Source organism: Bacillus sp. B25(2016b), assembly GCF_001679765.1.
GTDB lineage: Bacteria > Bacillota > Bacilli > Bacillales > Bacillaceae_G > Bacillus_A > Bacillus_A thuringiensis_K.
In genome coordinates, this window is sequence record NZ_CP016285.1 from 4,890,046 (window position 1) to 4,905,805 (window position 15,760).

Genomic DNA, 15,760 nt, shown 5'->3' on the forward strand with positions numbered 1-15,760 from the left:
AGACATAGAGACTATTTCAATTAAGCGTGAAGATCAGAAACTTCTTGTTCTTTCACTTCTTCTACTTTTTCGTTTACACGTTCAATAGTTGCACCTAATGCAGCTAATTTCTTATGGAAGTTTACATAGCCACGGTCAAGATGTTTTAACTCAGTTACACGAGTATAACCTTCTGATACTAAACCAGCTAAGATTAATGCAGCTGCAGCACGTAAATCAGTTGCTGCTACTTCAGCACCTTGTAAGCTGTTTGGACCGTTCATAATAACAGAACGACCTTCAATTTTAATATCAGCATTCATACGACGGAATTCTTCAACGTGCATAAAGCGGTTTTCGAATACCGTTTCTGTAATCATGCTTGTTCCATCAGCTTGTAGTAATAATGCCATCATTTGTGATTGCATGTCTGTTGGGAAACCTGGGTGAGGCATAGTTTTAATATCAACCGCTTTTAACTTATCTGGGCCGATAACACGTACACCTTCGTTTTCCTCAATAATTTTAACACCCATTTCTTCCATTTTCGCTGTAATTGAGCGTAAATGTTCAGGTACAGCATTTTCAATTAAGATGTCTCCACCAGTAATTGCTGCTGCAACCATGAATGTTCCCGCTTCAATACGGTCAGGAATAATAGAGTGGTTTGCACCATATAATTTATCAACGCCTTCGATACGAATCGTTCCAGTTCCAGCTCCGCGTACTTTCGCTCCCATCGCATTTAAGAAGTTAGCTAAGTCAACGATTTCTGGTTCTTTCGCTGCGTTTTCAAGAATTGTTGTCCCTTTTGCTAATGTAGCTGCAGACATAATGTTTTCTGTCGCGCCTACGCTTGGGAAGTCTAAGTAGATTTTAGCTCCTTTTAGTTCTCCCTCAACATATGCCTCAACAAAACCGTTACCAACCTGTACTTTTGCTCCCATTGCTTCGAAGCCTTTTAAATGTTGGTCAATTGGACGTGAACCAATTGCACATCCACCAGGAAGTGCAATACGAGCACGACCGTTACGTGCTAATAATGGTCCCATTACTTGAACAGATGCACGCATTTTACGTACATATTCAAATGGTGCTTCAATGTTTAGTTCTTTAGAAGAATCGATTGTTACTTGATTATTTTCAAATACGACTTCAGCATTTAAATGACGTAATACCTCATTAATTGTGTATACATCAGACAAAACTGGTACTTCAGATAGTACATTCTTTCCATCACTCGCTAATAGGGCTGCAGCGATTATAGGTAATACAGCATTTTTTGCGCCCTCAACACGCACTGTGCCGTTTAACCGCTTTCCGCCACGGACGATGATCTTTTCCAAATTATTCCCCTCCGTGTCCTTTTTTCAGTATCTATTCACTCAATACTCAGAAGTTATGATCGGTGTGCCAACCACAATTGTATCTTTGTTGTCTGTAGAACGTATTGCTATTTGCACATTTATTTTCTCTCTATTTGTTGAAAGAGCGTCATCCCACTTTTTATTGTATGCGGAGACTGACACAAATGCTCTTTCTTCTACTTGTTCGATCGCTCTTGCTGAAAGATCTTTCAAAACCTGATTGGTTTTATTTTGCAAAACACCTTCAATCTTATCATTCAGTACACCTTGAACACAAGTGTAAATTATAGGTTTTTCACTAAAAATTTTATTCATGTTTTGAACATACTTCGGGTCCCATTTCGCCCCACTCACTTCAAAGATAATGAAAGTGTTTTCTTTAGTATTTTCTTTACTCCAAGTTACTACTACTCGTTCTTCATGAGAAGCAAACTTTTTATAGGATGTAGCTTTATATCCATCTGGAGATTGCTCTAACTCCCACTTTTGAATATTTGCCTTTTCCTTCACATCGTTTAACAACTTTTGAAACGTATGTATGTTAGAAATTGTTTTTGTTTCTCTCGCTAACCATGACCATTTTTCTACTTTAGCATCATTTTTCTCTAAAGCCTTGATCATGCTCTCCATTTTCTGTTCATCGCTTATCGGTTTCATCTCTCTATATCCAACCAAAAATAAAACAACACTAAGTGCAACAATAAGAATGGCTTTAAGCTTCAATTTCATCCCCTCCTATCCCCATTGTTAACGGAGATTTGAGGTTCTATACACTTACTTTACTAAATACGTTAAACTCTTCGAATAGCCTAAATAATCAAGGAAAAAGTTACTTACAGATGTCCCAATTGCAATTGTAATTAAGATGAGTAATACTCGCGTCTGCAGCACTTTTCCGGACTTCATTAAACGCTCAATGTGAATGCCTTGTAAGGCCCACCACGTAATGGTAATAAACAATAAATGCGAAACAATGGCAATCAGTGCTTGTTGCCCTAAAAGTTGTGCCAAAAAATCGACCCCTTTTTACTCAGCTACTACTTATGAAAGAATATAAAAACGATACCATAATAAGTAGGAGCTACACTTTTTCAAATGCACATAGACATCTTACATTTTACATCGTGATTTTCTTTCCAAAAACGTATATCTACATTACAAGTTAACACAAAATAAAAAGCGCAGAGTACTGACTCCACACCTTTTATTTTCACTATTGTACCACGTTCCCTAAGAAGAAGAAATCTTTCATTAATGGAAAATATTCATAAAAGAAATTGTACCCAATCATCGGCATAATCCCTAGTATTACAATCGAAATTGCACAAAGACTCATAACAACCTTTATATTTAACGGTAACCGTATTCTCTCTTCTGTCTCTCCTGTGCGGAAAAACATTTGTTGTAAAATACGGAAATAATATACGAATGAAACAACCGTCGTACCCATCATAATCGAAGCTAGTACGTAATGTGCTGGCTCTACATGAAGCGCGCCTAAAAAGATATTAATCTTTCCAATGAAGCCAGCCGTTCCTGGTATCCCAGCCAACGATAAAATAAAGATTGTCATCATAATCGCTGTAAATGGCGACCTTTTATATAAACCTGTGAAAATCGTTATATTTTCCTCATCATTTTGTAAGATTAAGCCGTGGATGATAGCAAATGCACCTATATTCATAAGCATGTATGCCAGCATATAAAACCACATGCTATCCATCGTAAATGGTGATAATGCCACAAGTGGAACGAGTAAATACCCTGCATGAGCAATGCCCGAATAAGCAAATAAACGCTTTATATTGTATTGTTTTAACGCGACTACATTCCCAACAATCATCGTAATACTTGCTAGCACCGCAATATATATACTCATATGCCCATATAAAGATTGCATATCTCCTTGTATTAATACACTTGCAAAAACCATAAGGAACAAACGAATAATGAGTAGGAAACCAGCAATTTTAGAAATCGTTCCAAGAAAAGCAGTAACTGGTGTAGCCGCTCCTTCATACACATCAGGTGCCCACATATGAAACGGCACTGTGGCAATTTTAAATGAGAGACCAACTAGCAATAAAAGAAATGCGAGAGCTAACAATAACTGAATACCACTAGCGAGTTCCCCAGTGAGTACCTTTTGCATATCTACAATGTTAGTTGAACCTGTAATACCGTATAAATAACTCATTCCGAAGAGCGTAATCGCCGTTCCAATTCCTCCGCTAATGACGTATTTCATTGCCGCTTCATTTGATGCACGGCTCTTTTTTCGTATTCCTACTAAAATATAGGAAGAAAGTGAAAGTAACTCCAAACCAACGAAAAGGGTAATGAAATCAACACTAGAAGCCATGAACATCGCACCAAGAAGTGCAATTAAAAATAAGTAATAATATTCACCCTTATCTTCAATTGGATTCTTCTTATCATCGCTCATTGCGGTGCATAAAATGAGGGCTGAGGCACCTAATAGCAATGTTTTAAACCCTTTTGAAAATCCATCTAACACAAACGATCCATCTAAAATATCTCCTGCCGGTTCGCTATATAGCGTAATTAATGACACGATTGCTAATACGATAGCAGCAATCGCACCAAGAGCTACATATCTATGGTTCAGCTTAAAAAACAAATCACATATGGAAAGGAGGATGGCGGTGCCGAGAATAATAAATTCTGGCACCATTAGATACCACGATAAGCTAAGTAACGTATTCATATCCATCCTATTTCACCCCCAATGTTTTCAATGTATTTTGAAGCGGATCCCCTAGTATCTCTGGCATAACTCCAATTGCAATAATACAAAAGATAAGTAGTAAAACAGGGACATACTCCCATCCGTGTATATCAGATTTTGCTTCCCACTCTTTCTTTCCAAATGTCACTTGAAGTGTCGCCCTTAATACATATACAGCGGTTAAAATGATGCCAATCACACCGACTGCAGCAATGACGGGCTCTCCTTGAAATAAACCGAGAAAGGCAAGAAATTCACTAACAAACCCAGACATCCCTGGTAATCCAAGCGAAGCCATTCCTCCTGCTAAAAAGAATCCGCTAAGTATCGGTACACTTTTCGCAAGTCCGCCTAGCACCGTAATATCCGAAGTTCCAAACCGTTGTTCTATAACACCGAGTAGGAAGAAAAGCAAGGCTGCAATTAAACCATGTGATACAACTTGGAATAGTGCTCCTTGTGTACCAGGTGCATTAAGTGAAGCAAGTCCCATTAACACAATTCCCATATGCGAAATACTAGAGTAAGCCAGTACTTTCCTAAAGTCCGTTTGGATGAGCGCTAAAAAGGCACCGTATAATAAATTGATTACGCCTAATATAGCAATTAGCGTTGCAATATCGTGAAAATATTCCGGGAATAGCCCTTTCCCGAAGCGAATAATACCGTACGCTCCAATCTTCAGCAAAACACCCGCGTGAAGCATAACTACAGCTGGATGCGCTTCTATGTGTACATTGACCATCCAGCGGTGCAACGGAAAAACAGGTAGTTTAATTGCAAAAGCAATCATTATGGCAATAAATACACTAAGCTGCAAACTACTTGGGATGACGAGTGCTCCCTCTGCGTTTACGCTTCTTAATATCTCTTTCAGCTCCACAATATTTGTTGTACCTGTTTTCGCAAACAAAATTGAGAAAACAATGAGCAAAATAGCTGAGCCAATACCGTTATATATTAAATAACTATACGCAGCCTTTTCACTCGACAATTTTCCCCACTTTCCAATTAATAAGAACATTGGTGGCAACGTAATTTCAAAGAAGATAAAAAACAACATTAAATTTTGAGCAGCAAAGACACCGAGCATTCCTATTTCTAGCATGAGTAACAACATATAAAATGCTTTTAAATTTCTTTTAATAGAAAAGGCTGCAATTGCTGCAAGCATCGCTAGAAGAGCCGTCAGTACCATCATGACAAGTGACAAACCATCAATACCGAGCTCGTAATAAATAGAAAACCACCTTTTATCCACCGCTGTTAAATCTCCGAACTTAATCCATTTCACCTTTTCATCAAATAGTGACAAATTCTTTCCAGAAGCATATGTACAAGCGAGGACTATAGCGATTCCAAATGGAAGTGCCGTCCCAAATAAGCCAAGCGCTCGCACTGTACGCAATTCCTTTTTCGGTGTTAATACAAGCAATAAAATTCCTAAAAGCGGGGAAAAAATGAAGAACGTTAACAACAAATCATTCATCGTAAATCCCCTCCCGTATAGAGCAAAATAATGACGAGTACAGCGAGCGAAACCGCCGTTACAGTACCGTACACTTGTACATTCCCGTTTTGAAGTTTCGAGCCAAGATTACTTGTGCCTTTAACTACACTTCCAATTAAAACTGCAATTCCTTCGACTACATACACTTCAAATAAGCGAAGCACATGAGTGATTCCTTTCGTAATAGAGATCACCGTCATGTTGTATAGTTCATCGACATAATATTTTTCTTTCAAAAGATTATAAAGCGATGTTTCCGTACCCCCAGCCCAATCTCTAGAAATTGATTTCTTGCCATATATGAAATATGCAAGAGCGATTCCCGCAAATGAAACGAGTGTCGCAACAATCATAATCCAAACTGATCCATGCGCTTCTTCAACCTTAAACCCTACATCTTTCGTCAACCAATCTCCGAGAAACGTCCCAAACCAAGGTGTATTTATATATCCTGCCACTACCGCAAGAACGCCGAGAACAAGCATTGGATACGTCATAACGCGAGGCGATTCATGCACTTCTTCCTTCGTCTTCGCTTCTCCGGTAAAGACAAGAAAGTATAGACGGAACATATAAAACGCTGTTAAAAACGCTGCAATTACTGCTAAAGTAAATAAAACGTAATTGCCATTCATCCAAGTCGCCGCTAAAATTTCATCTTTGCTGAAAAAACCGGAAAGCAGCGGAACACCGCTAATGGCGAGGGTACCTGTTAAAAATAGCATACCAGTTACTTTCATCTTCTTCTGTAAACCGCCCATTTTATTAATGTTTTGCGTATGCACAGCATGAATTACACTTCCTGCTGCCAAAAATAGTAGTGCTTTAAAAAAAGCGTGTGTCGTTAAATGGAATATACCAGCTACATAGCCGGCAGAACCTAAAGCAAGCATCATATAACCGAGCTGGCTAACTGTCGAATAAGCAAGCACCCTCTTTATATCTGTTTGCACAAGACCGATAGAGGCCGCAAAGATTGCAGTGAAAGCTCCAACGATTGCCACGGTCTGCATCGCCACTGTACTTGCTGAAAATAAAGGGAACATCGTTGCTACTAAATATACGCCAGCAGCGACCATCGTCGCTGCGTGAATAAGTGCCGAAACGGGCGTTGGCCCTTCCATTGCATCTGGCAACCATGTATGAAGCGGGAATTGACCTGATTTCCCCATCGCCCCGATAAAAATTAATATCGCTGTTATTGTAATCATGTAAGGAGGTAGATCACCTGTATAAATCGCCCTAAATATTGCGTCATATTCAAAACTACCTGCGTACCAAAAAATTAAAATCATCCCGATAAATAAACCAACATCACCAATACGTGTCATAATAAAAGCCTTTTTTGCAGCAGCCTTCGCTTCTTCTTTAAAGAAATAAAAACCAATAAGTAAAAATGAACCAAGGCCAACTAATTCCCAAAATATATAAAGCTGTAATAAATTCGTTGATATAACAAGCCCTAACATCGCAAATGTAAAGAGTCCTAAATATGCGTAAAAGGTTGGTAATCGTTCATCACCTTTCATATAACCTTTCGAATACACATGTACAAGCAGACTCACAAGCGTAACGATAAATAACATTAAAGCTCCTAATGCAGTCACTTCAAAGCCGAATGATATATCCACATCTCCAGCTCTAAGCCACACCCACCTATGCTTCACGCTTGCTTCTGAAAACCTTTCTATTAACACAAGTACCGCAAGTATGAAGGAGAGAAAGACGAAAAAAATACTAAGTACGCTGCTTCCTTCTCTAATTTTCTTCCCGAATATAATAAGTAACAAAAACGAAACGAGTGGGAAAAGCGGTATGAGCCATGCATAATCGATCATTGTTTCCTTCCCCCTTTTTCGGTCACAATGCTATCCTTTGAGCGTATCCATTTCATCCACCTGAACTGTCGTACGATTACGATATAAAGCAATTAAAATAGCGAGCCCTACCGCCGCTTCCGCTGCCGCTACAGCCATCGTAAACAGTGAGAAAATTTGACCTGTTAAATTCGGAAATAAGCCTAATTTACTAAACGCCACTAAGTTTAAATTGGCAGCATTCAGCATTAATTCGATACAAACTAATACGATTACTGTATTCCGCTTTGTTAAAGCTCCAAATAGACCGATGCAAAACAAAATAATCGCAAGTGTTAAATATGCAGAAGCTGGAACGCTACTCATTGGATTCCTCCTCTTTCTCGTCCTTTTTCGCAAGTATAATCGCGCCAACGAGTGCTACAAGTAAAATAACTGAAGTTAGTTCAAATGGGATAATATATTTTGAATAGAGAAGCGTACCGATTTGAAGTGTGTTGTTTTCATGGAGAGGTAAACTTCCTTGTGTGCTTTCATTTGCAAAATCAACATTATTAACAGCGAAATACATAACCGCTCCAAATGCTACAACTGCAAAGAAGATAATCCATTTTCGAAGAGTAAGACGCGATTCATTTTCCGCGTTATGTTTCGTTAACATAATGCCGAAAATCATAATAATTGTGATTGCACCAGAGTAAAGTAAAATTTGTGCAACGCCTATAAATTCGGCTGATAAAAGAAAATACAAACCTGCAATGCTGAGGAATGTTAGAACGAGAGCTAGCATCATGTGCATAACTTTCGTTAAGTTCAACATAAGAACACCGCCGATAATTGCAGACAAGGATAGTATAAAGAATGCTACAAACTCGCCATTCATGCCTTATTCTCCTTCCTGACGTTTTCGTCGTTTTCGTCAAGCCACTGCAAATTTTTAAATAAATCATCACGTGAATATTCCGCGAGTTCAAAGTTATTTGTCATGACAATTGCCTCTGTCGGACAAACTTCTGTACATAAGTCACAAAGAATACAAATTTCAAAATTAATATCGTACGTGTCGATAATTTTCCCTTTTTTCGTAGGATCCGGATGTTTCTTTCCTGTTAACTGAATACAGTCTGTCGGACAAATGTTAGAGCATTGGTTACAAACAATACATTTCTCCGGATAAAATTTTTGAATCCCCCGAAAACGGTCTGGCAACGGCAACGGTTGATTTGGATAATCATACGTTACCTTCTTCTTACTCAAATTACTTAATGTATATTTTAACCCTTTAAATAGTCCTTTCATCTCTTACTGGCACCCCCCTCATAGATTAGAAGAATAACTCCTTAATCAATGCCGTTAAGAAAATATTTGCAAGTGCAATCGGCAATAATACTTTCCATCCAAATTCCATTAACTGGTCACCTCTTATACGCGGAAACGTAACGCGGAACCAAATTAATAGAAAGACTACACTGCTAAATTTCAAAGCAAACCATACGGCACCTGGGATAAATCCAAGAAACATGACTGGATTCCATCCTCCTAAAAAGAGCACTGTAATTAACGATGCCATCCCGAAGAAATATACGTATTCTGAAAGCATGAAAAACGCCCAGCGAAACCCTGAGTATTCCGTATGATATCCAGAAACAAGTTCTGACTCCGCTTCTGGCAAATCGAACGGCGTCCTATTTAACTCTGCAACTGCTGCGATTAAGAAAACGACGAAGCCAATTGGCTGTACGAAAATGTACCAAACCTTCTCCTGCGCCGCTACAATCTCATTTAAATTCAGGCTACCAGCTAACAAAACGATACCAATTACACTCATTACGAGCGGAATCTCATAAGAAATCATTTGCGCCGCCGCACGCATCCCTCCTAAAAGGGAATATTTATTATTCGATGCCCATCCCCCAGTTACAACACCTATCGTCGTAATACCGGAAACAGCAATATAATAAAGTAACCCGACTCCAATATCTGCAAATTGAAATTTATCAGTGAACGGGATAACTGCAAGCACCATAAATGCTGGTGCAAATGCAATGACAGGCGCTAATATAAACAGCGGTTTATCTGCTGCTTTCGGAATACTATCTTCTTTCAATAATAGTTTTAAAACATCAGCTACCGTTTGCAGTAAACCGAATCGGCCTCCAACCTGGTTTGGTCCAATCCGCCCTTGCATAAACCCCATCACTTTCCGTTCTGCCAAAATTCCATATGTAACGAAGCCAAGGACTGCAAATAGTAGAAGTACCGCTAATCCGAAAAAAATGAAGAAATTCGTCCAGCTTGAAGGTGATTGTAAGAGCGTCTCAATCATTAGCCATCAACCTCCCCAAGTACAATATCAACTCCACCTAAAATCGTAATTAAATTAGCGATGTTTTCACCTTTCAATAACTTCGGTAAAATTTGCAAGTTATAAAAAGATGGCCTACGAAACTTCAAACGGTACGGCTCTTTCTTTCCGTCACTAGCGATATAACAACCAATCTCTCCGCGCGGCGACTCGATACGTACAAACGCTTCTCCCTTAGGTGCCTTAATAATTTTCGGTACTTTTGCCAGCACAGCTCCATCTTTCGGGAACTGCTGAACCGCTTGCTCAACAATCTTTAAAGACTCCTCGATTTCTTGCATTCGGCAAACGTAGCGATCCCAAGCATCTCCCACGCTTCCAACAGGAATATCAAAATCAAAACGATCATAAATCGAATACGGCTCATCTTTGCGGAGATCCCAGTTTACTCCAGTGCACCGCAAATTTGCTCCGCTTAAAGAATACGAAATCGCTTCTTCCGCGCTATATATACCAACGCCTTTCACACGATTTAAGAAAATCTCATTACCGCTAACAAGATCATGATAACCTGCCAGTTGCTCTCTCATATACGGAACAAACTCTTCCACCTTTTCAATCCAACCATCTGGCGCATCCCACTTCACACCGCCAACTCTCATATAGTTAAAAGTAAGCCGTGCCCCGCATAATTCATTTAATAAATTTATAATCATCTCTCGTTCACGAAACGCGTACAAAAACGGGCTGACCGCTCCTATATCAAGAAGATTCGTCCCCCACCAAACGAGATGGCTCGCAATTCTTCCTAGCTCCATCGCAAGTACTCGCAAGTATTCGGCACGCTCCGTAATTTCAAGCCCCATCATCGTCTCTACAGCATGGCAAATGACGTAATTATTCGTCATGGCTGATAAATAATCCATTCGATCTGTATAAGGGATAATTTGCGTATACTGTAAGCTCTCAGCAATCTTTTCCGTCCCGCGATGCAAATACCCAATAACCGGTGTAGCTTCTTTAATAATTTCCCCGTCAATCTTAATTACGAGCCTGAACACACCATGTGTACTCGGATGCTGAGGTCCTACATTCAAAAGCATCTCTTCCGTGCGGATCATAGCTACACCTCCACATCATACGGTTCATAGTCTTTTCTAAGCGGATATCCTACCCAATCATCTGGCATTAAAATACGCGTTAAATTCGGATGCCCTTTAAATACAATACCGAGCAAATCGTACGCTTCTCTCTCCGGCCAGTCAGCCCCTTTCCAAAGCGCTGTCACAGATTCGACTTGCGGCGCTTCCCGGTCTAGCTTTACCTTCACCGCTACCGATTGTTTCTTACCATATGAAAACAAATGAACATACACTTCCATATGTGTCACAAAATCCGTCGCATGTAGCTCTGACATATAATCAAAAGCAAGTCCCTCATGGAATCGCAGTAACTCCATCACTTCATAATATTTTTCGGGATCCACCACAAGAGTTGGCACATCCTTTGACAGTTTATTAATATAGGAATCTACTAATGCACCCTCTCCTAACTTCTCCCTAATAGCCTCAACATACTGATTTAAATACGGCTGATTTACGGACAGTTCTTCCTGCTTCGGCTCATCCTCTTTCTTACCTTCAGCCCCCTTTGTCTTCGCTCTTGCAGCCGCTGCAATTGCCTTTGCCTTTTCATCTCCCGAATCCCCATCACCTTGCGAGGCTTTCTGCTTCGCCAATGCTGCCGCTTTTGCCTTGGCCGCTGCCACCGCCTTCGCCTTCGCTTTTTCTTCTTCCGTTACTTCCTCGGTTCCTTCTCTTTTCTGCTTCGCTAACACCGCCGCTTTTGCCTTGGCCGCTGCCGCTGCCTTCGCCTTCGCTTTTTCTTCTTCCGTTACTTCTTCTGTTCCTTCTCTTTTCTGCTTCGCTAACGCCGCCGCTTTTGCTTTGGCAGCTGCTGCTGCACGTCGTTTTGCTTCTTCTATAGTAATATCATTATTTTTTGGTAGCGCTTTCTCTTTTTCTTGACCTTCTTCCTCAAGCTTACTTATTTCCGCCTCGTGTTTCGCTACAAGGCGTTTTCTCGCCTCTTCTTTTGCACGCCTAGCTGCTTCTTTTTTCAACTCCTCTAAATCTTTATTTGGATTACTCATTTATTCGTCACCTGCTTCCCGGTCTTTGCTTCGTAACGAATTTTTTCTTTTAATTTATTAATTCCATAAATTAAAGCAGCTGGATTTGGGGGACAACCAGGAATATACACATCAACTGGTACAATTTGGTCTACACCTTTTACAACAGCATATGAATTTACATACGGACCACCTGCTGTCGCACAAGATCCCATCGCAATAACCCATTTCGGTTCGGGCATTTGATCATATAAGCGCCGAACAATAGGAGCCATCTTCTTCGTTACCGTTCCCGATACAATCATGACGTCCGATTGCCTTGGTGAAGTCCGAAAAAATGACCCAAATCGATCTAAATCATAATGTGATGAGCCTACTCCCATCATTTCAATTGCACAGCACGCCAGTCCGAATGTCATCGGCCATAAAGAATTGCTCCTCGCCCATCCTTTCAACTGTTCCAATGTAGAAAAAAAGATATTTCGTTCTAATTCTGCTCGTTCATTTGGATGTAATTCCTCAAAATTTATAACCATTGTAACACCTTCTTTTTCCAAGCATACGCTAATCCAACTAGCAACATTACAACAAAGATGAGCATTTCAATTAATGCAAATAAACCTAGCTTGTCATACGCAACAGCCCAAGGATATAAAAATAAAGTTTCTACATCAAAGATCACAAACAATAAAGCGAAAATATAATAACGAGCATGAAACCGAATGTTTGCATCATGAAAAGGCTCAATTCCACTCTCATACGTCGTCGCCTTTGCTGCACTTGGTTTATTTGGGCGCAGCATCCTGCCTAATGTAAGAGCCACTACCGGCAGCAATATACCTAATAGCAAGAAAATCAAAACGATCATATAACTATTTTCATATACACTTGCCATTGTGAAACCCTCCCCCCTAAATTAAGAACAAGTTCACATAGTAAACAATATGTCCTAGTTGCAGTAATTATTATTTTTAAATTTTTCTAAATAATGCAACTATTCTAATCATTATAGCAAACTTCAAATTCCTATGTCGATATGTTGGGAGACAGAAACAAGAATTATTAAAATCTATCTTTACAACTTGCTATAATTGTGCAAAATAAATATAAAACTTATATATGCTTTTCAAGAAACCGTAGGTGATATAAATGAAAAAACAAACACATGTAAGTATTCTTATAAGCATTGTATTGCTGTCTATAACGCTTCACTATGTAGCGATGCCTTTTCTGTATGAATACTCATTTCCTTTTCAGCTATTAATCGGAACGAGTACCCTATTAATTGATATTATCGCTTGTAGTTATATACTTTATTTTTCAAACATGAAAGAAGGGCTATCTCGTTTATTTTGGATCATATTATCTGTTGGAGCTCTCTCTTATTTTATCGGTGATATAGTCGTTGCTTATCAGCGTTTGATTGTAAAAGACTTCTATACGTTCGTTGATCCATCTGACTTTTTTTACTTACTTTTTTTAGTTAGCTTTACGTTTGCCTTTCTATACGAAATCATTTACAACCGAGATTTATTAGAAAAACTTTTTATGCTATGTGATATTTGTATTATCGTTACAGCCCAATTTACTTTAAGTTACTACTTACTTATTGAACGAACTATTCACATCTTTACAACATCCTATATCGACATATTTGTTCAACTTACCTATCCAATGGCTGATTTACTCTTTCTCTTAATAGGAATCAACCTTTTATTTAAACCACTATCCTTATTACCTAAAAAGGTCGGTGCACTTCTTGGCAGTGCTTTAATTTTATATGCTACTACAGATGCGATTTATGCTTATATAAAATACTTCATACCAGAGTATTCTATGTTTACAGTTACTCCTTTCTATCAAGTAACCTTAGCACTAGTAGCAATCGCCTGTATTCTCCATACAAAAGAGCCTGAAAAACAAGAACAAGTACTACTAACACCTAAAATTGGTGAATCAATCCGATTATCATTACCGTATATTTCGGTAGTAATGCTTATTGTTTTTATATTAGTTGAATACGTTTTTGCGCCTATTATAGTAATCGGACTTATAATAACTTTCTCTTTCGTTCTCATACGTCATAGTTTAGTTCGAAAACAAAATAAAATATTATTGCTAGCTCAAATGCAATTCAACTCAGAACTCGAGAAACAAATTAAACTACGTACAGAAGATTTAGTAGAACAGAAAAATGAACTTTATCATAATCAACAAATGTTTAAATCTTTATACGAGCATCATCCAGATCCAATCTTCACATTAGATTTGTACGGCAATTTTCTCAAAGTAAATAACGCTGGTACTACTTTACTCGGTTATCAAACGAATGAATTATTAAACCAGCCTTACTACTCACTCATATACGAAGAAGATTTAGAAGAAATGATTAACGCCTTTCATCGTGTGAAAAAGGGATATTCTATCTCTTTAGAAATACGGGCATACCATAAAAACAGAGATATTTACTACTTGCACGTTACCGCCGTACCGATCTTTTTAAAGGAGAAAATTTCTGGGGTTTATTTAATGATTAAAGATATTACGGAAAGCAAACAACAACAAGAACAAATCAACTTCCTAGCATACCATGATACTTTAACAGAGCTTGCAAATCGTCGTGCATTTCATCAACATTTAGAACAAGCAATTGCACGAGCAAAAATATCGAAAAAGCCTTTTGCTGTTATGTTTCTCGACCTAGACCGTTTTAAAGTTATTAATGATACCCTCGGTCATCGAGTAGGAGACCTATTACTCATCGCAGTAGCAAAAAGGCTCGAAAAAATAGCAACATCAAATATGAAACTCGCACGGCTAGCTGGGGATGAGTTCACAATCCTTATCGAGAATTACAAAAAAAAGCCAGATGTCCAAAAAATAGCTGATAGGATTGTGGCGGCCATGAATGAGCCATTTGAAATCGAAAATCAACATTTACAAATCTCACCGAGCATCGGAATTGCAATATATCCTGAAGCAGGTGAAGATCCGCTATCCATTTTGCAGCATGCTGATATGGCCATGTACGAAGCAAAGAATAAAGGAAAAAACGGTAGCTCTCTTTACACGAAAGAACTATATAAAAAAATGGAACGAAAAGCTCGAATCGAAAAAGATTTGCCAATCGCTTTAGTAAACAAAGAATTTTATCTCGTTTATCAACCACAAATTGATACGACAACAAATAAAATTATCGGTGCTGAAGCTTTAATACGTTGGAAACACCCACTATTAGGTGACATTTCACCATGTGAGTTTATTCCAATTGTAGAAGAGACGCCACAAGTAGTCCCACTTGGACATTGGGTATTACAAGAAGCTTGTCTCCAATTAAAAATATGGCATACCTTTGGCTACCAAAATTTAAAAATAAGTGTTAATCTATCCGCAAAAGAGTTCCGGCAAGATCAATTAATCGAAAGCATTTCACAAATATTAAACGACGTGCAAGTCGATCCAAAATATGTAACCCTTGAGTTAACAGAAAGAATTGCAATGATTGACGAGAAAGAAACGTTATTAAGACTGAAGCAATTAAAAGAGTACGGTATCCAAACTTCCATTGATGACTTCGGTACTGGGTATTCTTCTCTTGCTTATTTATCAATTTTTCCAATCGACACATTAAAAGTACCGAGAGAATTTACACAATTAGCTGATCATCGTCCTGAAGAACGAGCCATCGTTTCTACAATACTTTCCCTCGCAAATACTTTAAATCTTTCAGTCGTTGCCGAAGGAATTGAAACCGAAAAACAACTTAAGTTTCTGCAAAAACATAACTGTAAATATATGCAAGGTTACTATTTCAGTAAACCACTTACTAGTAATGAGTTTATAAGGTTTCTACAAAAAACCCCCAGTATGAACAAATAATTCATACCGGGGGTTTTTTAGTG

15 protein-coding genes are annotated in these 15,760 nt (G+C 38.6%); 1 reads left to right on the forward strand and 14 read right to left on the reverse strand.

Annotated elements, in window-relative coordinates; translation table 11 throughout:
* Positions 1-20: 20 nt before the first annotated feature.
* From murA to nuoA, 14 genes are all read right to left on the reverse strand, one after another.
* The gene (murA, locus tag BAQ53_RS25075) at positions 21-1,325 is read right to left on the reverse strand and encodes a UDP-N-acetylglucosamine 1-carboxyvinyltransferase (RefSeq protein ID WP_000411274.1); all 1,305 of its coding nucleotides are present in this window, start codon (positions 1,323-1,325) and stop codon (positions 21-23) included.
* Between the two features lie 39 nt (positions 1,326-1,364).
* Entirely contained in the window at positions 1,365-2,069 is a 705-nt protein-coding gene (locus BAQ53_RS25080; protein ID WP_000767914.1) for a YwmB family TATA-box binding protein, read from the reverse strand.
* A gap of 51 nt (positions 2,070-2,120) precedes the next feature.
* On the reverse strand, positions 2,121-2,357 hold the full coding sequence (locus tag BAQ53_RS25085; protein ID WP_000057889.1) for a DUF1146 family protein: 237 nt from the start codon (positions 2,355-2,357) through the stop codon (positions 2,121-2,123).
* 202 nt (positions 2,358-2,559) lie between these two features.
* The gene (gene nuoN, locus BAQ53_RS25090) at positions 2,560-4,074 is read right to left on the reverse strand and encodes an NADH-quinone oxidoreductase subunit NuoN (RefSeq protein WP_347876356.1); all 1,515 of its coding nucleotides are present in this window, start codon (positions 4,072-4,074) and stop codon (positions 2,560-2,562) included.
* 7 nt (positions 4,075-4,081) lie between these two features.
* Positions 4,082-5,584, reverse strand: a complete 1,503-nt coding sequence (locus BAQ53_RS25095; RefSeq protein ID WP_061884787.1) for an NADH-quinone oxidoreductase subunit M — start codon at positions 5,582-5,584, stop codon at positions 4,082-4,084.
* Positions 5,581-7,443 (reverse strand): NADH-quinone oxidoreductase subunit L, encoded by a 1,863-nt coding sequence (gene nuoL / locus BAQ53_RS25100; protein WP_061884788.1) that lies wholly within the window; start codon positions 7,441-7,443, stop codon positions 5,581-5,583. Before nuoL ends, BAQ53_RS25095 begins: the two co-directional genes overlap by 4 nt.
* A 30-nt stretch (positions 7,444-7,473) precedes the next feature.
* Complete coding sequence (gene nuoK / locus BAQ53_RS25105; protein ID WP_000100079.1) at positions 7,474-7,788, reverse strand: NADH-quinone oxidoreductase subunit NuoK; 315 nt, start codon at positions 7,786-7,788, stop codon at positions 7,474-7,476.
* Positions 7,781-8,305 (reverse strand): NADH-quinone oxidoreductase subunit J, encoded by a 525-nt coding sequence (locus BAQ53_RS25110; protein WP_001012813.1) that lies wholly within the window; start codon positions 8,303-8,305, stop codon positions 7,781-7,783. Before BAQ53_RS25110 ends, nuoK begins: the two co-directional genes overlap by 8 nt.
* Positions 8,302-8,721 carry an NADH-quinone oxidoreductase subunit NuoI gene (gene nuoI / locus BAQ53_RS25115; protein WP_000677191.1) on the reverse strand — a complete coding sequence of 140 codons (420 nt, stop codon included), beginning with the start codon at positions 8,719-8,721 and terminating at the stop codon, positions 8,302-8,304. Before nuoI ends, BAQ53_RS25110 begins: the two co-directional genes overlap by 4 nt.
* A gap of 25 nt (positions 8,722-8,746) precedes the next feature.
* On the reverse strand, positions 8,747-9,748 hold the full coding sequence (nuoH, locus tag BAQ53_RS25120) for an NADH-quinone oxidoreductase subunit NuoH (RefSeq protein ID WP_000573426.1): 1,002 nt from the start codon (positions 9,746-9,748) through the stop codon (positions 8,747-8,749).
* Complete coding sequence (gene nuoD, locus BAQ53_RS25125; RefSeq protein ID WP_208906385.1) at positions 9,748-10,848, reverse strand: NADH-quinone oxidoreductase subunit NuoD; 1,101 nt, start codon at positions 10,846-10,848, stop codon at positions 9,748-9,750. Before nuoD ends, nuoH begins: the two co-directional genes overlap by 1 nt.
* A 2-nt stretch (positions 10,849-10,850) precedes the next feature.
* Positions 10,851-11,879, reverse strand: coding sequence for an NADH-quinone oxidoreductase subunit C (locus BAQ53_RS25130; RefSeq protein ID WP_208906386.1), 1,029 nt, complete (start codon positions 11,877-11,879; stop codon positions 10,851-10,853).
* The gene (gene nuoB / locus BAQ53_RS25135) at positions 11,876-12,394 is read right to left on the reverse strand and encodes an NADH-quinone oxidoreductase subunit NuoB (protein ID WP_000236331.1); all 519 of its coding nucleotides are present in this window, start codon (positions 12,392-12,394) and stop codon (positions 11,876-11,878) included. Before nuoB ends, BAQ53_RS25130 begins: the two co-directional genes overlap by 4 nt.
* Positions 12,385-12,753, reverse strand: coding sequence for an NADH-quinone oxidoreductase subunit NuoA (gene nuoA, locus BAQ53_RS25140; protein ID WP_000179273.1), 369 nt, complete (start codon positions 12,751-12,753; stop codon positions 12,385-12,387). Before nuoA ends, nuoB begins: the two co-directional genes overlap by 10 nt.
* A gap of 254 nt (positions 12,754-13,007) precedes the next feature.
* Here nuoA and BAQ53_RS25145 point away from each other — a divergent pair, with 254 nt between their 5' ends.
* Complete coding sequence (locus BAQ53_RS25145) at positions 13,008-15,737, forward strand: EAL domain-containing protein (protein WP_208906387.1); 2,730 nt, start codon at positions 13,008-13,010, stop codon at positions 15,735-15,737.
* Positions 15,738-15,760 lie beyond the last annotated feature (23 nt).